The following is a 22,504-nucleotide window of genomic DNA, read 5'->3' as shown; positions in this document are numbered from 1 at the left end:
TGCAAAGAAGTGATGAATAGATTCTAATAAAAAGGATATACATGAAAACTTTATTTGGGAAAATTTTTGGCACTCGTAATGATAAGATTCTAAAAGGCTACAAAAATCGTGTGCGTAAGATAAACGCATTAGAAGCAGAGTTAGAATCTCTAAGCGATGAAGCTTTACAGCAGAGATTTCAAGCGATAAAAGATGAGGTTACACATAAGCTTGGTAGCTTAGATAGTAGTGATTTTTCTATTCAAGTGATAAATTCGCTTTTAGATTCTAAACTTGAAGAAGTCTTTTCTCTCACAAGGGAAGCAAGTAAGAGAATCCTTAATATGCGACATTTTGATGTGCAGCTTATCGGTGGTATGGCTTTGCATGAAGGAAAGATTGCAGAGATGAAAACAGGGGAGGGAAAAACGCTTGTAGCAACACTGCCAGTTATCTTAAATGCCTTGTCTGGTAAAAGCGTGCATGTTGTAACCGTGAATGACTATCTAGCAAATAGAGATGCAGCGACTATGCAGCCACTTTATAACTTTTTTGGCTTTAGTGTAGGCGTTATTACAAATGCGATACAAAGTGATGAAGAGCGTTTAAAGATCTATTCAAGCGATATAGTCTATGGCACAAATAATGAATATGGATTTGATTATTTGCGGGATAATATGAAGTATAACTTAGACCAAAAAGTGCAAAAACACCACTTTTTTGCTATCGTTGATGAAGTAGATTCTATCCTTATTGATGAAGCTAGAACGCCACTTATAATCTCTGGTCCAATTAATCGCAAAATGGAGAATTATCAATTAGCAGATTCTGTTGCAAAGAAAATGCAAAAAGAAACTGATTTTAGCGTTGATGAAAAAAATCGCGTGATTCTAACCACAGAAGATGGAATCAAAAAAGCAGAATCGCTTTTTAATGTAGAAAATCTTTATGCGATTGAAAATGCGTCTTTATCACACCACCTAGACCAAGCCTTAAAGGCGAATTATCTATTTGTAAAAGATAAAGACTATGTAGTCCAAAATGGCGAAGTTGTAATTGTAGATGAATTTACAGGCAGACTAAGTGAAGGCAGAAGATTTAGCGAAGGACTGCATCAAGCCCTAGAAGCAAAAGAGGGCGTAGCAATTAAAGAAGAAAGTCAAACACTAGCAGATATTACATTCCAAAACTACTTTAGACTCTATGATAAATTAGGCGGCATGACAGGGACAGCCCAGACTGAAGCCACAGAGTTTTTAGAAATATATAAACTTGAAGTTGTATCCATACCGACTAACTTACCGATACAGAGAAAAGATTTAAATGATTTAATCTATAAAAGTGAGCAAGAAAAATTCCAAGCAGTGCTAGATAAAATCACAGAACTATATAAAAAAGGGCAGCCAGTGCTTGTTGGCACAGCAAGTATTGAAAAAAGCGAAGTTTTGCATGAATGGCTAAAAAAGGCTAGAATCCCGCATAATGTATTAAACGCAAAGCAGCATGAAAAAGAAGCAGAAATCATCAAAAACGCAGGGCTAAAAGGTGCAGTAACCATTGCTACAAACATGGCAGGTAGAGGCGTGGATATTAAAATCGATGATGAGATACGAGAGTTAGGTGGGCTATATATCATCGGCACAGAGCGACATGAAAGCAGAAGAATTGATAATCAGCTAAGGGGTCGTGCAGGCAGACAGGGCGATCCGGGCGTTAGTCAATTTTATCTAAGCCTTGAAGATTCCCTGCTTAGAATCTTTGGAAGCGATAAGTTGAAAGGCGTTATGGGTAAGCTTGGTATGAAAGATGGTGAGAGTATAGAATCTAGCATGATTACAAAATCTATTGAAAAAGCACAAAAAAAGGTGGAATCTCTTCATTTTGAATCAAGAAAGCACCTACTTGAATATGATGATGTGAGTAACGAACAGCGAAAAGTCATATATAGATTCAGAAATGAGCTATTACAAAAAGATTTTAATATGGCAGAAAGAATCAAAGAAAACCGCGAAACAAGCGCGCATAATCTTTTAGAGAGAAGTCAAATATTACCACATGATGTGCCAGAAAATTACGATATTTCTGGACTTTTAGCCGTATTAAAAGAAGAGTATTTGCTTGAATTGAGTGAATCTTTAGAAGCAAAAAGCTATCATGAAATACAAGAGATTCTTATATCCGCCTTGCAAAATGAATATGACAAAAAGTTTGCAAATACAACACCAGAAATGCGTAACGAGCTTGAAAGAATCATTTATTTACAAGTGGTAGATAATGCGTGGAGAGAGCATTTATACTCAATAGATCATTTAAAAACAGGCATTAGTCTTCGTGGATATAATCAAAAAGACCCGCTTGTAGAGTATAAAAAAGAGAGTTACAATCTCTTTTTAGAGCTTGTAGAAAATATCAAAATTGAAGCCTATCGCACATTGCAAATCATTCAGTTTAATACACAAGATGTGCAGCAAGAAGAAGAAAAGATTCTATCAAACCTAGAGCATGAAAATGAAAATCTTGTGCTAAATCATAGCGGATTAGAAGAAGAGATAAGAGATAAAAAACCAGCAAGAAATGAAATATGCCCTTGTGGTAGTGGTAAAAAATATAAACACTGCCATGGTAAAAGCGGACCAAAACGAGGCGCCCTTGCAAAGCAAAGAGAAGATACCAATGCTTAGTTAAGCATTGGTTATAAGTAATTTTAGATTCTAAAGGTTTATTTTGGAATCTATACATATGCTACATACACCACAAAAATCACAGAATATTTTTTACACTTAACCCATAAAATGAAGTATTATAGCTTTAAATGAGACTATATGATTGTGGTAATGAATGAAAATTTAGAGATTTTAGTTCTGCTAAACATTCTCACTTCACTTTAACAAATCTTAATATAACTATGTCATAATCTAGGATTTATTCTAATTTAGCTTTAATTTTAATTACACATAAGGATACACAATGCAAAATATACGAAATATCGCTGTGATAGCACACGTGGATCACGGCAAAACTACACTAGTAGATGGGCTTTTGAGTCAGTCTGGGACATTTGGCGAGAGAGAGCAGGTTGATGAAAGGGTAATGGATTCTAACGATTTGGAGCGAGAAAGGGGCATTACAATCCTTTCAAAGAATACAGCCATAAACTACAAAGGCACAAAGATAAATATCATTGACACGCCCGGACACGCTGATTTTGGTGGGGAAGTGGAACGGGTGCTAAAAATGGTAGATGGCGTTTTATTGCTTGTAGATGCACAAGAAGGCGTTATGCCTCAAACAAAATTTGTCGTCAAAAAAGCCCTTAGCTTTGGAATCCGCCCCATTGTCGTGGTAAATAAGATTGATAAACCTGCCGCAGAGCCAGATAGGGTTGTTGATGAAGTGTTTGATTTGTTTGTCTCAATGGACGCCACAGATTCTCAGCTTGACTTTCCGGTGATTTATGCGGCTGCGCGTGATGGCTATGCGATTAAGGACTTAAATGATACTAAAAAGAATCTTGAACCATTGTTTGAAGCGATTTTAGAGTATGTGCCACTGCCAAGCGGAAGTGCTGATAATCCACTGCAAATGCAGGTTTTCACGCTTGATTATGATAACTATGTAGGCAAAATTGGCATTGCACGGGTGTTTAATGGACGCGTGAAAAAGGGTGAGAATGTAATGCTTGCAAAAAGCGATGGCGAGAAAGAAACCGGGCGTATCAGCAAACTCATCGGCTTTATGGGACTAGCAAGGACAGAGATAGAATCTGCTGAAGCGGGAGATATTGTAGCCATTGCTGGATTTAACGCCGTTGATGTGGGAGATTCTATTGTATGTCCTAATAATCCTATGCCACTTGATCCTATGCACTTAGAAGAACCCACAATGAGCGTGTATTTTGCGGTAAATGATAGTCCTTTGGCGGGATTAGAGGGCAAACATGTAACGGCAAATAAAATCAAAGATAGACTGTTAAAAGAAATGCAAACAAACATTGCTATGCGATGTGAAGAGATGGGCGAAGGGAAGTTTAAGGTAAGCGGAAGGGGTGAGCTACAAATCACTATTTTAGCGGAGAATCTAAGGCGTGAGGGCTTTGAGTTTAGTATCTCACGCCCCGAAGTGATTGTGAAAGAAGAAAATGGCGTGAAAACTGAACCTTTTGAGCATTTAGTCATTGACACACCGCAGGATTTTAGCGGGGCGATTATTGAGAAGCTTGGCAAGAGAAAGGCGGAAATGAAAGCTATGAATCCTATGAGTGATGGCTACACAAGGCTAGAGTTTGAAATCCCTGCAAGGGGGCTTATTGGCTATCGTAGCGAGTTTTTGACAGATACAAAAGGTGAAGGTGTAATGAATCATAGCTTTTTAGAGTTTAGGGCATTTAGCGGTGGGGTAGAATCGCGTAAAAATGGTGCGTTAATCTCTATGGAAAATGGCGAGGCGACAGGATTTTCACTCTTTAATATACAAGAGCGGGGTGTGCTATTTGTAGCCCCACAAACGAAAGTATATATCGGTATGGTAATCGGCGAACATAGCCGCGATAATGACTTAGATGTTAATCCCATTAAGGCAAAGCATTTGACAAATATGCGTGCAAGTGGGAGTGATGATGCCATTAAGCTTGTGCCACCACGAGAGCTGACACTAGAGAGAGCATTAGAGTGGATAGAAGATGATGAGATTTTAGAGGTAACACCGCAAAATATTAGAATCCGCAAGAAGATTCTAGAGCCAAATATGCGTAAGAGAGCAAAGGCTAAATAATTGCGTTGTTTAAATTTACATAAGGAGTAAGTGATGAATAAGTTTTTAGATTCTATATATTTCCGCCATTCGTGCAAACTTTTTGATGAGAATAAAAAGATTCCAAAAGAAGTGTTTGATGAGATTTTAGAAGTGGGCAGATTATCGCCAAGCTCCTTTGGGCTAGAGCCTACAAGATTACTTGTGTTGCGTAGCGATGAGGCAAAGGCAGCACTTCGTCCATTATGCTGGAATCAGCCTCAAATCACAACAGCAAGTGAAGTTGTAATATTTAAAAGTTTGCAAAATGACTTAGTCCCACCGAGTGAATACACAAAGCAAAATACCTTTAGACGCAAAATGGATTTGGGTGCGTATCAGGCATTTTGTGATCGTTTGGGTGGATACTTGAAAGAGCGGGGACTAGATTCTGGAGAATCTCTAGCACACTGGAGTAGCAAACAGGCTTATATTATGGCAACTTATATGGTAGCCTATGCGAGTTTCTTAGAGATTGATACTTGCTATATTGAGGGCTATGAGAAAAGAGCGGTAGAAAAGCTGTATGGGCTTGATCCATTTAAAGAGCAAGTGAGCATTATTGTGTGTTTTGGCTATCGTGGTAAGGAACAACAGCCTAGATATAGAATCTCGCTTGATGATTTGGTGGAATATAAATAAAGTTGAATCTGACTTATAAAAACATAAAGATTAAAGGCTTGTTATCCACAAGAATAGCACCTTAATATTTTATAATAATATGAACTTAAAGCTAGATTCTATAAATCTTAGTGAGTGGGTAACTACACTGCAAAAACATATTAGCGATACTGACTTGATAGTGCCAGTTATTGGTGTGTTTAGTGCTAGGAAAAGATCACTTTTAAACTCTTTTTAGGAAAAAGATACCTTATAAGTGAGGGCATAACCCCAGAGACAGCCCTAGCTACAGAGTTGCACTATAATACGAGCGAATACATTGAGGCAGTAAGGGAAAATGGCAGTGTAGAGAAATTTAGGCATAAATGATACTGAGATTCTAAAGGATAGGGCAAAGTGAGGGCAGATTCTGTAATTAATGATTTAATACACAGTTCCATTATCTGCGGAATTAAAAGATTCTATGGTGGATATTGCTAATGACATTACAAGCCGAATAGATTCTACTCTCAGCAGCATAAATACTAAGACAGGCAATACGACACAAAAATCAATAATTTATGTCGGTGGGACAGAACTGCCAAGAGGAGCAAAAAAGCGTCCTAAATATCGGTATAAAAATCTTAATAAAACATGGTGATTTGTAGGGGTCTATTGGCGGAGCATTAAGGTTTGCTCTGTCCGTGCTTAATCCTATCGCGGGAATCTTTGTGTTATTACTCCCTAACTTAATTATGGGTATTCTTGGCAGTAGTAAAAACCAGACGAACAAGATGAAATGCGACAAATTAAAAATACAGTCATTTCACAAGTTATACCAGAGAGTAAAAGTGAGTTAGACAAGCAAATATCAGAAATCTTTAATAATTAAGTAGAAGAGATGACAAAAAGAAATAAGTGCTAACCATAAAAACAGAATCGCACAAAAAGCGGTAGAATTAGCACAAAAAGAGATGGAATCTCAAAGCGCAAATATTGAATCTATGGTAGCTACATACAGGGAAGCAATAGATTCTACACAAAAAGAAGTTAAAAGATTATTCTAAGTTAGGGGCTAATATGGAATTTTTACAAAAGATAGCCGATAGACTAGCAACACAGGCAAATAGCTTATTGGCAAATCACGATTTAACAAGTGCTAAGATTCTAAAAAACATTCCACAAAATCCCATAAAGACCGATATTATAGAATCTACTTTTATAATTGCTGTGATTATAGCATAGCAGGGAGTTTGTTTTGAGAGCATTTCTTATCACACGCTGTATTTATTTTTTTAAAAGGTTTTGTTTAGTCTTTTCTGTTGGCTTTATGCTGTGTTGCAATGCAAATGCGTTTGAGAGGCTGACTGAAAAAGAATGGCACTATACATATAATTTTTGTATGCAAAATAATGCGAATGCGTGTGATTATCTCATTGATAATGGCTTAGTTGGTCCGCAAGAATGCCTTGATAAACAATGTGAGATTGTAGGCATGATATACACACTTGCAGGCAGACACGATGAAGCACTAGCCTATTTTGAAAAGCTATGTGAGAGTGGGAATGTAGCAAGTTGTGGTAATGTCGGCGATATTTATTATTTCCATTTACATGATTATTTTCGGGCAAGAGACTTTTATGAGCGTTCATGTAAGCAAAAAAATAGCGCAAGTTGCTATGGTTTAGGCATTATGTATGGTAATGGAGAGGGTGTGAGACAAAGCTTTGATAAGGAAGATAACTTTTATAAACAAGCATGTAATGGTAAGGAGCCGCTTGGCTGTTATAATTTGGGCGTAATGTATCAGCAAAAAACAGATATGAAAAATCATCTAAGCATAGCAAAAGAGTTTTATGGCAAGGCATGTGATTATGGCTATCAAAGCGGCTGTGATAAATACAGAGAGTTTAATGAAATAGGAATTAAATAGTCTTATTATAAGAGAAGCGTTTTGAGACAATATGTAAAAAAATATATCGATAAAAGCACTATTATTTATGGTGTAGTGGGGATTATTAATACCATTGTTGGCTATGGCATTATGTTTGGCTTAACCTTTATGGGTGTTATGCCAGAGGTTGCAAATGCACTAGGTTATGGAATCGCCTTTATAGTCTCATATTTGCTTAATAGGCGATTTACTTTTCAATCGAAGCATACGCATAGAAGAGATTTTACACGCTTTGTGATAGCAAGCACTCTTGCATATATAACGAATTTATTGACACTTATTATATGTTATAGAATCTTATCTTGGAGTGAATATATAGCACTCATAATTGCAAGTATAGTGTATGTCATTGTTGGCTATTTGTTGCATAAATTTTGGACTTTTCGCTAAGATTATAAAGATTAAAATTGCTTTTAGATTCTATATCAAATCTAAAATAAGCTAATAATCTTAGTCCATATAGAGTGAGGGAAAAAATATGCGAGTTGATTTACATAATCACACCATTTACTGCAATCATGCAAATGGCAGTATGGAATCTTACATGCAAAAGGCAAGTAGTCTTGGTATAGATATCTTTGGATTTTCATGCCATGCCCCGATGGGCTTTGATAAAAAATATCGCATGAGTTTTGCGGATTTACCAAACTATCTTGCACAGATTCCAAAATCTTATGAATCTATGGAAGTTTTGCGTGCGTTAGAAGTGGATTATATACTCGGTAGGGAAGATTTACTAGATAAATCTGTGCTAGATTCTAATGTGGATTACTTGATAGGTTCGGTGCATTTCTTAGATGATTGGGGCTTTGATAACCCAGAATTTATAGGTAAATGGCAAAAAATGGGCGTATTTGCCACTTGGGATAAATATCTCTCATCACTGCAAGGCATGGCAAAAACAGGGTATTTTCAAATAGTTGGACATTTTGATTTACCAAAGCTATTTGGCGATATTATGCCGCAGAATCTCTATGCAAAAATGGAAGAAACTCTATATATTATGAAAGATATGGATATAGTGCTAGAGGTAAATGCAGCAGGTTTGAGAAAAGATATAAAAGAGCAGTATCCTTCAAAAAAGATTCTAAAAAAAGCAAAGGAAATAGGACTTGATATAACGATGGGAAGCGATGCACACGATACTTGTCAAGTAGGCTTTGGTTATGAAGAATGTTTAAAGATTCTAAAAGATATTGGCTTTAACAAACTTGCAATTTTTCGTAAAAAACAGAAGTTTTTGGTTGATTTAGATTAATAAAAAATATCACTTGAAGTTTGCTATAATTCACTAAAAACAAGGCTATATAATGGAGAAAATTTCACTATTAAATAACGAACAAACAGAACGCATAATCGCTGGTGATAAAAAGACAATAGATTCTCAAAATGAAAATACCCTGCGACCTATATCATGGGAAAACTATATAGGACAAGACAAGATTAAGAAAAATTTGCAGGTATTTATTGAAGCAAGTAAGAAGCGTAATGAGTGTTTAGACCATATTCTATTCTTTGGACCACCGGGGCTTGGCAAAACTACGATTAGCCACATTATCGCACATGAAATGGGGGCAAATATTAAAGTCAGTGCAGCCCCCATGATAGAAAAAGCGGGAGATTTAGCAGCAATTATGACAAATCTTAGTCATGGCGATATTTTGTTTATCGATGAGATTCATAGGCTAAGTCCTGCTATTGAAGAGATTTTATATCCAGCTATGGAAGATTTTCGCCTTGATATTATCATAGGACAAGGGGCAGCCGCTCAGACTATAAAGATTGATTTAGCCCCATTTACTTTAATCGGTGCGACAACAAGGGCTGGTATGCTCTCAAACCCCTTGCGAGATAGGTTTGGAATCAGTGCGAAACTAGAATTTTACAATGAAGATGAGTTAGCCTTAATCATCACAAAAGCAAGCCTTAAACTAAACACAAAGATTAATGAAATGAGTGCAAAAGAGATTGCAAAACGATCGCGTGGCACGCCGCGTATTGCCCTGCGACTACTAAAAAGGGTAAGGGACTTTGCTGAAGTGCAGGATAAAAAGATAATCGATGAAGTCATCGCAAAACACGCATTAAATGAATTAGGGGTAAATGAGCTAGGCTTTGATGAGATGGATTTAGGCTATTTAAAGATTTTATCACAGGCAAATGGCAGACCTATTGGCTTAAACACAATCGCAGCGGCAATGAGCGAAGATGAGGGGACAATAGAAGATGTGATTGAGCCATACTTACTTGCAAATGGCTATATTGAACGCACCGCAAAAGGCAGAATCGCCACGCCTAAAACCTATACGCTTTTTCCGCATTATGCTAAAAACGATGGTTTAAGTTTATTTTAATAAGTAGGAAAATTGCTTTTATGCACATATTAAAATAAGTATGGTGAATCTTAATTGCAATTTATATTAAAATACAACAAGTTTCACAGCTTTATCTTAATAAAAAAGCGGTGATTTTATAATAAAAGTGTTTCTTAGAATCTGCCGATTTTAAATTTAGCTTATGATAAAGGGCAAAGTATGAAATCAGTTATTCTTTACACAGATGGTTCAAGTTTAGGGAATCCGGGGGCTAGTGGGTATTGTGCCCTGCTTGAGTATAAAGCCCCAAATGGTAGAGTTTTTCACACGCAAGTAAGTGGTGGTGAGGCATATAGCACAAATGGACGCATGGAGCTTAAGGCGGTTGTAGAGGGATTAAAAATGCTTACTGAACCTTGCCGTGTAGTCATTGCAAGCGACTCCAAGTATGTATGTGATTCTATCGAGCAGTATCTTCCAAATTGGCAAAAAAAAGGTTTTAAAGATGTAAAACACACGGATTTATGGGGAGAATATATACATGTAGGAGCAAAGCACACTATAACAACACAATGGGTTAAGGCACATAATGGACATCCACAAAATGAACACTGCGATAAAGTCGCAAGAGAAAATGCAAATCTCTATGCAGAGTAGAATCTTATTTCGTGCTGTAAAATCTCATAGAAAGCTTGAGTATATTAAAAATATCTTCCTTTAACATACATGAATTTTAATATTTTGCTCCCTATGTTATGTTTAAAGTAATTAAGATTTTATATCATTTAAAATCAAAATAAGGCATAAACACACAATGAAAAAAAATCTCACAGCCAAAAAACATACAGAATCCATAGATTCAAAAACAGAATTTCGCACAAAAATAAAAGCAAAAATGCAAAAGAGATTCTGCATTTATGATAAGCTTTGTGCAAAAAAAATATATACACACATAACAAGCTACAAAAAACCAAAAGCCTATAAGATAAAACGCAATAATAAACTTTTCTATATACAATCAAAAGCAAAAGAATGCAATGTCTTGCTCTACATTCCACTATCTACTGAAGTAAATATTACGCATATTTTGGCAAAATTAAAACAGGATAAAAAATATCAGGTATTTGTCCCAAAACTTGAAAAAACAAGCTTTAACATGGTAAAATATCGTTTTCCTTTGGTAAAAACCCATTGGCGACTTTATGAACCAAAAACTTGCAAGATTTATAAAAATATATTAATAGACATTGCTGTTGTGCCAGTGCTTGGCGTTGATAAAAATATGAAAAGAATAGGATTTGGAAAAGGTATGTATGATAGATTTTATGAAACTTTAAAGGTGCGACCTTATAGTATTTTTGTGAGCAGAATGCGGCATATTTCTAGTAAGTCATTGTGTGAATGGCATGATATACAAGCAGATATGTATGTGAGTGCGTATAAATGACTCCTATTGTTTTACTCTCATGCGGGGCGACCGCTATTTGTGTTGCATTTGTCACTTTCTTTGTTGCAAGGAAGCTTTCCTATGCCAAAATGCTTTTGTGTATTGAGCAAAATAATGCAAAAATTAAGGCATTAGAAACCGAAATAGAGCAGTTACTACACAATAAACATGTAAAAATGCAAGAAGAAGAGGAACAATTCAATAAAAAACTTGCAAAGCGTAAGAATGAGCTTGAAAAAATAATACAAGAACATGAGGAAAGCAATAAGATAATAAATCATGCAAAACAGGAAGTATTAAGGCAAAAAGAGGAACAAGCAAAAATATTAGAACGATGTCAGGAAGAAAAAATAAAGCTTTCATCTCTTTTGCAAGATTACACCGCCCTAACAAAAGAGGAAGGAAAAAAGATTCTATTAAAAAATCTAGAAGATGAGCTGATACAAGAGAGGGCTAGTCTTATCCGCCGCTATGAGACAGAGGCAAAGGCTGAAGCAAAACGCAAGGCAAACTATATTATCGCACAAGCGACTACGCGATTTGCCGGAGAGTTTGTCAGCGATAGATTGGTGAATAATGTGCGGTTAGTAAATGATGAGATGAAAGGCAAAATCATTGGCAAAGAGGGGCGAAACATTAAAGCCTTTGAGATGGTTTGCGGTGTGAATCTCATCATTGATGATACGCCTAATGAGATTTCACTTAGCTCATTTAGCCTTTATAGAAGGGCTTTAGCGACAAGGACACTTGAAATTCTCATGCAAGATGGCAGGATACATCCAAGTCGCATTGAAAAAGTGTATGAAAAAGTAAAGGCACAAGCAGAAGAGCAACTCTATCAAGAAGGCGATGAGATTCTATTGGAACTTGGTATAGGCTATGTGGAATCTGAGCTTAAAAAACTCATAGGAAAGCTAAAGTATCGTGCAAGTTTTGGGCAAAATGCTTTGCAGCATTCACTAGAAGTGGCACGACTAGCAGGGATTATAGCAGGTGAGTTAGGTGGCAATGTAAAGCTTGCAAGAAGAGCAGGACTCTTGCATGATATTGGCAAAGCACTCATAGATGAGCAAGGCGGCAGCCATGTGGATTTAGGTGCTGATATATGTTTAAGATATAATGAAGATCCTGTTGTAATTAATGCCATATACGCACATCACGGACACGAAGAGCCTAAAAGCATTGAATGCAGTGCAGTCTGCACGGCAGATGCCTTAAGTGCGGCAAGACCGGGTGCTAGAAATGAAGCAAATGAGAGCTATATCAATCGTGTGAGAGATTTAGAAAAAATTGCTATGGAGAAATTTGGCGTAAAACAAGCCTATGCGGTATATGCAGGTAGAGAAATACGAGTAATTGTAAGGGCTGATTTAGTAAATGATATAGAGAGTGTTGTATTATCTAGAGAAATCGCAAATGAAATCAAACAGCAATTACAATATCCGGGCGAAATAAAGGTTAATGTAATACGAGAAATGCGCGCTGTGGCGTATGCATGATAATATGCCTAGATGATATATAAGATTCTAAAATTTGTTTGGATTGGCAAAGTTATTTATTGCTTTTTATCACATAAAATTCACTTCAATAATATTAAATATTTTATTATTTGCGTCTGTATAATGCAGCATTGTTTTTACATAAAATCACATTTTTGTAAAAATAGCCCTTAAAACAATGCAGTTTTATAGGCTATTTGCCTAGATAATATAGTGTGATAATAGTTTTACACAAAGGATTTAATATGCTAACACTACGCAAGGCAAATGAAAGAGGGCATTTTAATCACGGCTGGCTTGATACTTATCATAGCTTTTCGTTTGCAGGATATTATGATGAGAGGTTTATGGGTTTTAGTGCATTGCGTGTGATTAATGAAGACAGAGTAGAGCCGAGCAAGGGCTTTGGGACACATTCGCACAAGGATATGGAGATCTTAACTTATGTGCTAAGTGGGAGCATCGCACATAAAGATAGTATGGGCAATGAAGAGCGTGTGCCAAGTGGGGAGTTTCAAATAATGAGTGCAGGCAGTGGCGTTACGCATTCAGAGTTTAATCTTTTAGACGAGCCGCTGCATTTTTATCAAATTTGGATTCAGCCAAATGAGCTAGGTATTAAGCCAAGATATGAGCAAAAAGCATTTGACACAAGCAAGGGCAAAACGCTTATTTTGTCCCCAAACGCCGAGCAAGATTCTCTAAAAGTGTATCAAGATATGCGGTTATGGCTGTATAGGGATATTGCGAGTGAGACTTTTAGCTTTGATAGTGGTCGCAAGGCGTATATCCAAGTGGTGCGTGGCAAACTAGAGATAGAATCTAGCCAAACCAAGCCCTTTATCATAGAAACAAGCGATGGTGTGATGTGCTGCTCTGAATCTAGCTTTATTCTCAAAGGTTTAGATTCTAGCAATGAAGTGCTGATATTTGACTTGCCTTAAATACAATTAGTCGTGACATATAATTGCATACCAACACAAACTCGTGATAAAATGCAATATAAACATTTTGTTGCTATGAAATGGCATTAATACAAGATTGGAATCTTTTATGCAAGTATTGTTGGTATGTTTGAATTATATGCAAACAAGGATATATGATCTCAAAGCATGAAATATGGTCTATGATAGATTATTACTTGTTGCATTTTGACTTTAAATGGCAAATAAACTAAACAACATATAATATTAATACCTAATATAAAGCCATTATCACCCAAATCTTCCCGCAATATAATCTTGTGTCTTTTTATCCTTTGGTTTTGAAAAGATCTTTTCAGTATCATCAAACTCTATCACTTCACCAAGCAAAAAGAATGCAGTTTTATCAGATATACGCATAGCTTGCTGCATATTGTGCGTAACGATAATAATCGTATATTCTTTTTTGAGCTTATTGATAAGTTCTTCTATCTTTAGTGTTGATATGGGATCAAGTGCACTTGTAGGTTCGTCCATTAGGATTACTTCAGGATTTACGGCTAATGTCCTTGCGATACATAGTCTTTGTTGCTGTCCGCCACTAAGGCTTAGGGCAGATTGCCTTAATCTGTCTTTAAGATCTCCCCATAAGCCAACATCTTTTAAGCATTCTTCTACGATAGAATCAAGCTTATCCTTATGCTTTATCCCATGTGTTTTTGGACCAAACACCATATTATCATAAATACTCATAGGAAATGGGTTTGGTTTTTGAAAGACCATGCCAACCTTTTTACGCAATATATTTACATCATATTTTTTATAGATATTAACTTCATCTAATAGAATCTTGCCTTTAATTTTACAGCCTTCTACTAAGTCATTCATACGATTAAGACTTTTGAGAAAAGTAGATTTACCACAACCACTAGGACCGATAAAGGCGGTTACTTTACCTTTTAGAATCTGCATATTAATATTTTTTAACGCATGAAAATCATTATAGTAAAGATTCATATCCTTAATACTAAAACATACTTTTTTATCCATTTTATGCCTTTGTGAGAGTTTTTGCTATGTAGTTTGATAAAAGATTGATGATTAGCACAATCACAATGAGAATCATTGCGGTGCTATATGCTTCATTGATATGATGCCCTTCATTTGATATAAGATACATGTGCATACTAAGAGTCCTACCAGAATCAAATAGTCCAGAAACTTGAGCAAATCCACCAAAGGTATAAAGCAATGCAGCACTTTCACCTACAATCTTACCAATGCTAAGAATGATTCCTGCTAAGATTCCGGGTGTAGCAGCAGGTAAAATAATCGCGAAAATAGTTCTAAGCTTTCCTGCCCCAAGTGCAAAACTTGCCTCTCTATACATTAATGGCACAGACTTTAATGCCTCTTGCGCGCTACGCAAAATCACGGGTAAAATCATAATAGTAATGGTAAGGCTGCCTGCTAAAAAGCTAAACTTTAATTGAAAAAATACGACAAATGCAAGGAAGCCAAAAAGCCCATATACGATTGATGGGATACATACAAGCGTTTCAGCTGCGGTTGTAATGACTGCAATGAGTTTATTTTTACTACTACTATATTCTGTGAGAAAAATCGCCCCAAAGATTCCAAAAGGCATAGCAATAGCAAGGGAGAAAAGTATCATATTAATGGTATTTATAATGGCTGGCATCATAGAGACATTTTCGCTATTATATTCCCATTCAAAAAGGCTTGGTGTGAGATAAACAACACCTTTTATAAAAATAAAACCAATTAAAATACAAAATATAGCAAGTGTGCTAAAAATAGATAGTCGCATACACCAAAATAATAGACTAGATAGCCCATCTCTTCTCATCTTTATCCCTTATTAGTCATTTAGAAAATTTGCTTGAAAGTGTAAAAAATGTATGTAAAATCGCAAAACTAGATTGTAAAATATTTGTAAATTATTGCTACAACTAACTCTTAGGGCATTAATTTTCTTGCTTTGATTCTAGGATACTTCATTTATTCTTTGAAATGTATTTTTACACCAAATACACGCTAAAAACATGAAATATTTATAGAATCACATACAAAAATATCTACAAAAACAAACATAAATATCATATAATTTTCATTATTTTTCACAATGTCTTATTAGGACAAAATAGCACAAGGAGTTATCGTGCGATTACATAAGATTCTCATATTTTCTGCACTCAGCCTTTCTATGCTGTATGCAAGACAGAATGAGATTGCAATCATGGAGCAAGAGCATAAAGACACAGAATCTACGATAGAGCAAGAAAATGGCGTATTTTTACATGGTGGTTTAGAAGTGTTTAATAAAACTGCATTTAGCACGAAACAAGCATTGCCAAATAATAGCTATGGCTATGCGTTAGGGCAATTAGGCGTGGGGTATAAATATAATGATTTTCAGGTTATGATTGGAGCGGTTGCCGCTGGGCTTACTTACGATTCTACAAAAGGGTTAGGATATAACTATGTGGGGGCATATCGGGGCTATCTCAATGATAAAGACGCAACAGCGGACAATACCCATAATGCGTTCGTGCATAATGCTTATATACACTATCAAATAGATTCTCTAAATATTAAAGCAGGGAGATTTGAGCAAGAAGATGATGATTGGTTTGATAGCTATGCTGAGGGTATAAATGCAGTGTATAAATTTGCGGATAACTTTCATGTAAAGCTTTTTGGCTCAAGCACAGTGGCACTTGTAGGGAATGGTTGGCTTACAGATTTTAGCACAACATATTCTACTTATGGAATCGTAAATGCTGAAGTCGGCTATAATAACGACTTTTTAGATGCAAAGGCTTATGTGTATTATGGTGCAAAAGAGTATGTTGCACCGGGGCTTAGCATAAATGCTAGTTTTGGCGATAAAGAGAGTATCAGCTATACTACAAAGCTAGTCGCACTTTTCCCTATACATGGTAAAAGCATTAATGATTTAGGTAATCACTTTTTCGCTGACTTTAAAGATCCCACCGGCTTTACTTCAAGCATTCTTGTGAGACAAGATATTGACATTTATGATACTTATAAAATCGCACTTGGAGTCTATAAAAATATAGGTAATGCAAATGCTAGAATGGGTATGTTTGGTAATCCTATCGGCATAGATATTTGGGATAATAGCGTGTATGGCACAGGCAGCTCGCTTAATGCCTCTGTAGCTCCAGATGCCCTTAGCGTATTGCTTTTCACAGAAGCTAGATATGAAAAGTTAGCAAAATTTGTAGAATCTTTGTCCTTTGGACTTGATGGGAGATATACCACTGCCCCGAGTGCGACAGAGTATTCATTGAAGTTTATTATTGATTGGCAGATTATAGATTCTGTAAGTTTGGGCTTAATTGCTAACTATTACACACATATCATGCAAAATGATGCGTGGAATGATTCTGATATTACAATCAGCGGTCGCCATGTCCTTGATAGAAGCTATCTTACGTCATCTGTAACCTATGCGTTTTAGTTTTTTTACTCTTTTTCCAGATTTAATTATGCCTTATTTTGGGCATAGCATTATGCGAAATGCTATACATAATAAAAAGATTGAAGTAGAATGTATAAATATCCGCGATTTTGCTTTCAATAAGCATAAAAAAGTGGATAATGCCCTTATTGGCGGTGGAGCGGGAATGCTACTTGATCCATTTGTGCTTGATTGTGCTTTACAACAGGCAAGAGATTCACGCATTATATTTCTTAGCCCTTGTGGTGCGAAATTTAGTCATAAAGATTCTGTCCGCCTTAGCAAATATAGCCATATTAGTTTTGTGTGTGGGCGATATGAGGGCTTTGATGAGCGAAGTATTGAATTGCATGCAACAGAGATTTTTAGCATAGGCGATTTTATCTTAAGTGGTGGCGAGTTAGGGGCATTATGTATGGCAGATTCTATTGCTAGGCATATACATGGTGTGCTTGGCAACGAGCTGTCTTTACAAGGCGAGAGTTTTGAATCTGGCTTACTTGAAGCACCAAATTTCACAAAATCAAAGCAGTTTGCTAAAAAAAATCAAGAAAATTTACCAACTTCAGCATATTTAAATGGAAATCACGCTATAATCAGCGATTTGAAACTTACCATGTCTAAGATGAAAACGCAATATTTTAGACCGGATTTATTACATCATAAGTGAGGAAATCATGAAAAATCGATATATCGAGCAATTTGAAAAAGCACAACTTGAGAATAAGTCTGTGCCACAATTTAAAGCAGGTGATACTCTGCGTGTTGGGATTAAGATAAAAGAGGGTGATAAAACAAGAGTGCAAAACTTTGAGGGTGTCTGTATAGCTATACGCGGTAATGGCGTGGATAGGACTTTTACTGTGCGTAAAATGGGTGCTAACAATATAGGTGTTGAAAAGATTTTTCCACTTTATAGCGACAGCTTAGAGAAAATAGAAGTGTTGCGTATTGGGCGAGTCCGCCGTGCAAAACTTTATTATTTGCGTAACAGAAGAGGTAAAGCCGCAAGAATTAAGGAATTAAGAAAAGAGTTGAATAAAAAAGAAGCATAATAGCTTTATTGTTTTCACACAATCTTTACTTCAATATGCTGGTTGTATTGTGTGGATCGTGCGGAATTTACCGCAAGATTCTAACACCTGAGATTCTAGAACTTTTTATGGATATTTAGAATCTGCCAACTCTCATCAAACACTTGAATACTTTATGTGGATAGTATTGAGATATTTTTGAAATAATCTTATACAAGTAGTTTTGTTATATGAATAGTAAAGAAACCAAGAATTTTCTCCTTTTGGTAGATACAGGCACATAGGGTGTAAAATGTGAAGTTTAGATTCTATAAGGGTTATTTTTTGTGTGTGTTTTTTTTGATTATTGTTTATAATAATTCCTGAGAAGACCATATGGAATCTAAAAGCCTATCAAACTCGATTTAATCTCGCAAATATTATTTAATATGATAAATAGATTCTACAAAATCTCTACTTTGTATTTTTTAAGCTTATATTTTTATATAGCAAGAAAAGATTCTAAATACACGCCACTAAAAACATAAAGAAATTGACAATCTCATTTCATTAAAGCAAAGTATGCTAAAATTAGCCACGCGATAATTAGCTTACACGATAAAACACATACAAAAGGATTAAATATGAAAACTTATGATTTTAAAGCAATTTTTATGCAGACTTTGCATGATGAAGGTAATGCGCTTTTAGCGTATAGTGGGGATTTGAGCGATTTAGATTCTATTATCAAGCTTATAATAAATATGAAAGGTAAGCTCGTGCTTATGGGAGTAGGCAAAAGCGGGCTAGTCGCACAAAAAATTTCAGCGACACTCTCAAGCACAGGCACACCAAGCATTTTTTTGCATCCCACAGAAGCTATGCATGGTGATTTAGGCGTATTGCAAAAAGATGATTGCGTGTTAGCGATTAGTTATAGTGGTGAGAGCGAGGAGATTGTAGCGATTTTGCCACATATTAGACGCATGGGGTTGCCTATCATTACTATGTCAAAGTCAAAAAAGTCGCGTATGTCTATGCTTGGCGATTATTTTCTGCCCTTAATTATAGAAAGGGAAGCATGCCCGTTGCAAACTGCCCCCACGACTTCCACGACGCTTACACTTGCCTTGGGCGACTCTCTTGCTGTGTGTCTTATGAGGGCTAGGGGCTTTAGTAAGCGTGATTTTGCAAGTTTTCATCCCGGTGGGAGTTTGGGTCGTATGCTTTTTATCAAAGTGAGCGATATTATGCAGACGCAGAATCTCCCCTTGCTTGATACTGCGATGAGTTTGCGTGATGCGATTAATGTTATGACAAATGGGCGTTTAGGAAATGCATTTGTTGTAGATTCTAATCATAAATTGCTTGGTGTGCTGAGTGATGGCGATTTAAGACGAGCTATGTTTGATAAGGATTTTAGCCTAGAATCTAGTGCTTTTTCTTATGCTACAAAAAATCCAAAAGCACTTTATGATAGCGGTATGCTTGCATTTGATGCTTTAAAAATTATTGAAGATTCTAAGATTCAGATATTACCTATTTTAACACAAGAGGGTGTGCTGGAGGGTGTTATTCATATGCATGATTTAATCCAAGCTGGGTTTTGTAAGTAAGTGTTATATGGGTTTAAGATGGTGGCTGTTTGTTAGAATTTTAGAATCCCAAATCTTGAAATAGAACTTTTTTGTTATATGGTATCCCGTAGTTTCTACCGATGAAATCATATCTGTCGAAAACATAGAATTGAAATACCACACAACATATAAAAAATACAATACCAAGGCAAAAGCCAAAGATGATTTTAAGGCTTGAGACTAATACAATAGACACATTAAGCTTAGGCATATTGCGGAAAAAAGCATCACACACAATACTTACTACAACAAAGCTTTCCCATATCACAAACCAAGGAATCATAAAAATTTGATTGCTTAAAGATAGAGTGGCAGGTAGCCCTGTGAGAGAAAAGGCAACAACAAGAGCAAGGCATACACCAAAAACAATCAGGTTTTGTCGCAATATGGGGATAAATACAAGAAAAAATGCAGGAAGATTCACAACAAAAAGATAAAAAACAAGGATAATTCCCCTTGATATAAGCTCAACAAAAGTATGTTCAAAAAGTGGTGCTTGTGTAACGAAATATCGGTAAGCTAAAATGCCAAGAATGCAAAGTATCACATAAAGCACAAAGAGAAAAGGCAAAGAGAGAAAGAAACTCTTTGTTTTTATATTATTATGAGAATCCATACATTATCCCTTAAAAATATCGACACACACAAAACATATATTAATGTTCTATTTCTATGTGATTAAAGATAATAAACAAACCTAAAACTGCTTTTTCTCTGCATCTTCAAGGATTTGTTCCGCTATCTCATGCACTGCTTGGCTAATCTCTTGTGAATGCCTTGCAACATCTGCACTTTGATGCGTGCTATCTTCAAGTTGTGTAACAGCTTCATTAATTTGGGCTACACTCTGTGCTTGTTCGTTTATGGTCTCTGCTACTTCATTTATACCTTGCGATAGAATGTTGGCATTTGCTTCAATTTCACTTAAGCTTTTTTGCGTGCGTTCTGCTAGTTTTCTCACCTCATCAGCAACGACTGCAAAGCCCCTGCCATGCTCTCCAGCTCTTGCTGCTTCAATAGCAGCATTTAATGCGAGTAGATTGGTTTGATTTGCAATATCATTAATGATAGCTACGATATTTTTAATATCTTCACCTTGTTGCAACACTTCATTCATACGCCCACGCATACTCTGCATTGAAGCTGTGATTTGCTCCAGTGAAGCGGCAGTTTGCGTTAGGGCTTGGGCTTGTTGCGTTGTGCCTTCTGTGAGTTTATTAACATTGTCTTCAAGCGAATTTGACCTATCGTTAAGACTTGTCGCAAAAGACTTAGAATCTTTTAGCATTCTTCTTATTTCGGCACCAAGTAGATTTGCAATGCTTTCGATATTGCCTTCTGCTTCAGGGATAGAATTGCGGAAGTCAAGGTTTTTATACTGCTCAAAAAGCTTTTGAATCTCATTCATGTTGCCACCGATTTTTGTTTGTAAAACCTCAAGTAAATTATTTAGAATCTCTTGCAACTTGACTAACTGCGGATTATATGGCTTCTCCGTCAAACGCACTCTTAGGTCGCCACGCTCTACCCTATCTACCACATCAATAGCATCAGTAATAGCGGCTTTATCCTGCAAACTATGATTCTCAATATCTTTTACAACTGCATTAATTTTCTGTGCCATTCGTCCAAATTCATCTTTTTTATGAATTGCAATGCTATCAACTTTATTTGTTTTATAGTCCAAAAATGCAAAGAAATTTTCTAAGCCAACATAGATTTTTTCAATATCGCTTTGTAAATAGAATTTTGCATAACCAATCGTAATTAAGGCGATAAATATTGTAAGGACTAACACGGTAATAATGATCGCATACCTTACCAAATAAAGTTCTTCTAGCACTTCATCATAGGGTGCAAAGCTTACCATCGTCCATACTACATTATCCCATATCTCAAATTTAAAGACACTTGCTAAACCTTTTGCACCACTCTTAGATTCTATCTCAATAACCTTTGTATTTTCTCTAGCCCCAGCGTCTGGATCATACTGCAACGCCATAATTTCTTGGGCTGCTTTAGAATCCATAACTGCTTCAAGGGATTCTCCAAGCATTTTTGTATCAGGATAGAGTGTCAAAGCATTGTAACTATTTATAAGAAAGCGTTCTGCATGTGCATATAAAGCGTGTTTTGGATTAAATACGATTTTTGAGAGACTATCCATATCAATTAGCGTTCCAAGCACACCAACAACCTCATCATTATTTGAAACGATTGGAAAAATCACGCCCACAGCTGATGTCTCCACATTATTGTAGAGTATGCGATAGGGCTTTGTTACTATCGGATCTTTTTTTGTGTATGCTTCTTTAATGTCTGGCATACCCTCAAAAATACTGCGTCCATCAGGCATTTTTATAACACCTTGCTTTGCTATCTCAATGCCCGTGTCGTATTCATTATTATTCGTGTCTATGAGAGCAAATTCTAAATTGCCGTTTGCATTATATAAATCTGCATTTGCCCTTCTACTACGAGAAAAAGAAGGATGTTTAATCTGTGTAAAAGTGGTTATTATGGCCGGATTATAATCTACAATGTAGCCTAGAAAGTGCATAAGAGAGTTATCGCTAAGAGAGCTAGTCCCCTCCTCCCAGTCTACATGGATTGCCTTTGTGATCGCCTCAAGATTCCCACCTGCAACATTGAAATAGTTCTCTACATCTCTAGCATCTTGAATAGCATTTGCAATAAGTGTTTTTTGTGCTTCATATTGCATACTATTTTCTAGTTTTTTAGAAACAATCACATAAAGCACACACATGCCTAGCACTAAGGCTGTTGTTAAAAGAAAGCTGATTTTCTTACCTATACTCATATCGCGAATAAACTGCATTT

21 protein-coding genes are annotated in these 22,504 nt (G+C 36.2%); 17 read left to right on the top strand and 4 right to left on the bottom strand.

The window, feature by feature from the left end; all coding sequences use genetic code 11:
• Nucleotides 1-41 precede the first annotated feature (41 nt).
• The 13 genes from secA (at nucleotide 42) to C6H08_RS09045 (ending at nucleotide 13,526) form a co-directional block, all read left to right on the top strand.
• Nucleotides 42-2,660: a preprotein translocase subunit SecA gene (secA, locus tag C6H08_RS09095; RefSeq protein ID WP_034564093.1), complete on the top strand. Its 2,619-nt coding sequence runs from the start codon at nucleotides 42-44 to the stop codon at nucleotides 2,658-2,660.
• Nucleotides 2,661-2,946: 286 nt separating this feature from the next.
• The gene (gene typA, locus C6H08_RS09090) at nucleotides 2,947-4,749 is read left to right on the top strand and encodes a translational GTPase TypA (RefSeq protein WP_034579471.1); all 1,803 of its coding nucleotides are present in this window, start codon (nucleotides 2,947-2,949) and stop codon (nucleotides 4,747-4,749) included.
• Nucleotides 4,750-4,782: 33 nt separating this feature from the next.
• Nucleotides 4,783-5,409, top strand: coding sequence for an NAD(P)H-dependent oxidoreductase (locus C6H08_RS09085; protein WP_034579469.1), 627 nt, complete (start codon nucleotides 4,783-4,785; stop codon nucleotides 5,407-5,409).
• 442 nt (nucleotides 5,410-5,851) lie between these two features.
• Complete coding sequence (locus tag C6H08_RS11355; RefSeq protein WP_158656854.1) at nucleotides 5,852-6,028, top strand: hypothetical protein; 177 nt, start codon at nucleotides 5,852-5,854, stop codon at nucleotides 6,026-6,028.
• Between the two features lie 419 nt (nucleotides 6,029-6,447).
• The gene (locus C6H08_RS11350; protein ID WP_158656853.1) at nucleotides 6,448-6,612 is read left to right on the top strand and encodes a hypothetical protein; all 165 of its coding nucleotides are present in this window, start codon (nucleotides 6,448-6,450) and stop codon (nucleotides 6,610-6,612) included.
• Nucleotides 6,613-6,625: 13 nt separating this feature from the next.
• Complete coding sequence (locus tag C6H08_RS09080; protein WP_034579466.1) at nucleotides 6,626-7,300, top strand: tetratricopeptide repeat protein; 675 nt, start codon at nucleotides 6,626-6,628, stop codon at nucleotides 7,298-7,300.
• Between the two features lie 21 nt (nucleotides 7,301-7,321).
• Nucleotides 7,322-7,711: a GtrA family protein gene (locus C6H08_RS09075; protein ID WP_080732179.1), complete on the top strand. Its 390-nt coding sequence runs from the start codon at nucleotides 7,322-7,324 to the stop codon at nucleotides 7,709-7,711.
• A gap of 88 nt (nucleotides 7,712-7,799) precedes the next feature.
• The gene (locus tag C6H08_RS09070) at nucleotides 7,800-8,579 is read left to right on the top strand and encodes a histidinol-phosphatase (protein ID WP_034579465.1); all 780 of its coding nucleotides are present in this window, start codon (nucleotides 7,800-7,802) and stop codon (nucleotides 8,577-8,579) included.
• Between the two features lie 52 nt (nucleotides 8,580-8,631).
• A complete protein-coding gene (gene ruvB / locus C6H08_RS09065; protein ID WP_004088103.1) occupies nucleotides 8,632-9,675 on the top strand; it encodes a Holliday junction branch migration DNA helicase RuvB in 1,044 nt (347 codons plus the stop codon).
• Nucleotides 9,676-9,855: 180 nt separating this feature from the next.
• Nucleotides 9,856-10,293, top strand: a complete 438-nt coding sequence (locus C6H08_RS09060; protein WP_034564081.1) for a ribonuclease H family protein — start codon at nucleotides 9,856-9,858, stop codon at nucleotides 10,291-10,293.
• Between the two features lie 157 nt (nucleotides 10,294-10,450).
• Nucleotides 10,451-11,083, top strand: a complete 633-nt coding sequence (locus C6H08_RS09055; RefSeq protein ID WP_034564079.1) for a 5-formyltetrahydrofolate cyclo-ligase — start codon at nucleotides 10,451-10,453, stop codon at nucleotides 11,081-11,083.
• Nucleotides 11,080-12,582: a ribonuclease Y gene (gene rny, locus C6H08_RS09050; RefSeq protein ID WP_052092858.1), complete on the top strand. Its 1,503-nt coding sequence runs from the start codon at nucleotides 11,080-11,082 to the stop codon at nucleotides 12,580-12,582. Before C6H08_RS09055 ends, rny begins: the two co-directional genes overlap by 4 nt.
• 245 nt (nucleotides 12,583-12,827) lie before the next feature.
• Nucleotides 12,828-13,526, top strand: coding sequence for a pirin family protein (locus C6H08_RS09045; RefSeq protein WP_034579462.1), 699 nt, complete (start codon nucleotides 12,828-12,830; stop codon nucleotides 13,524-13,526).
• A gap of 270 nt (nucleotides 13,527-13,796) precedes the next feature.
• On the opposite strand, the gene pstB is transcribed toward C6H08_RS09045, so the two are convergent.
• Nucleotides 13,797-14,555 carry a phosphate ABC transporter ATP-binding protein PstB gene (pstB, locus tag C6H08_RS09040; RefSeq protein ID WP_034579460.1) on the bottom strand — a complete coding sequence of 253 codons (759 nt, stop codon included), beginning with the start codon at nucleotides 14,553-14,555 and terminating at the stop codon, nucleotides 13,797-13,799.
• Nucleotide 14,556: 1 nt separating this feature from the next.
• Nucleotides 14,557-15,375, bottom strand: coding sequence for a phosphate ABC transporter permease PstA (pstA, locus tag C6H08_RS09035; RefSeq protein WP_034579457.1), 819 nt, complete (start codon nucleotides 15,373-15,375; stop codon nucleotides 14,557-14,559).
• A gap of 312 nt (nucleotides 15,376-15,687) precedes the next feature.
• Between pstA and C6H08_RS09030 the strand changes: the two genes are divergently transcribed.
• From C6H08_RS09030 to C6H08_RS09015, 4 genes are all read left to right on the top strand, one after another.
• The gene (locus tag C6H08_RS09030) at nucleotides 15,688-17,013 is read left to right on the top strand and encodes an outer membrane family protein (protein WP_034565389.1); all 1,326 of its coding nucleotides are present in this window, start codon (nucleotides 15,688-15,690) and stop codon (nucleotides 17,011-17,013) included.
• On the top strand, nucleotides 17,003-17,683 hold the full coding sequence (gene trmD, locus C6H08_RS09025) for a tRNA (guanosine(37)-N1)-methyltransferase TrmD (protein WP_034565387.1): 681 nt from the start codon (nucleotides 17,003-17,005) through the stop codon (nucleotides 17,681-17,683). Before C6H08_RS09030 ends, trmD begins: the two co-directional genes overlap by 11 nt.
• A 7-nt stretch (nucleotides 17,684-17,690) precedes the next feature.
• Nucleotides 17,691-18,068, top strand: coding sequence for a 50S ribosomal protein L19 (rplS, locus tag C6H08_RS09020; RefSeq protein ID WP_004088603.1), 378 nt, complete (start codon nucleotides 17,691-17,693; stop codon nucleotides 18,066-18,068).
• Nucleotides 18,069-18,670: 602 nt separating this feature from the next.
• Nucleotides 18,671-19,642 (top strand): KpsF/GutQ family sugar-phosphate isomerase, encoded by a 972-nt coding sequence (locus C6H08_RS09015; protein ID WP_034579453.1) that lies wholly within the window; start codon nucleotides 18,671-18,673, stop codon nucleotides 19,640-19,642.
• A gap of 40 nt (nucleotides 19,643-19,682) precedes the next feature.
• Here C6H08_RS09015 and C6H08_RS09010 read toward each other — a convergent pair whose 3' ends face one another.
• Nucleotides 19,683-20,279 carry a hypothetical protein gene (locus C6H08_RS09010; RefSeq protein ID WP_034565383.1) on the bottom strand — a complete coding sequence of 199 codons (597 nt, stop codon included), beginning with the start codon at nucleotides 20,277-20,279 and terminating at the stop codon, nucleotides 19,683-19,685.
• Nucleotides 20,280-20,360: 81 nt separating this feature from the next.
• The gene (locus tag C6H08_RS12635) at nucleotides 20,361-22,502 is read right to left on the bottom strand and encodes a methyl-accepting chemotaxis protein (protein WP_104686175.1); all 2,142 of its coding nucleotides are present in this window, start codon (nucleotides 22,500-22,502) and stop codon (nucleotides 20,361-20,363) included.
• Nucleotides 22,503-22,504 lie beyond the last annotated feature (2 nt).

The organism is Helicobacter bilis, from assembly GCF_900198365.1.
Taxonomy (GTDB): domain Bacteria; phylum Campylobacterota; class Campylobacteria; order Campylobacterales; family Helicobacteraceae; genus Helicobacter_A; species Helicobacter_A bilis_B.
Note: the sequence above shows the minus strand (reverse complement) of the source record. Positions and strands in the feature narration are given on the sequence as shown.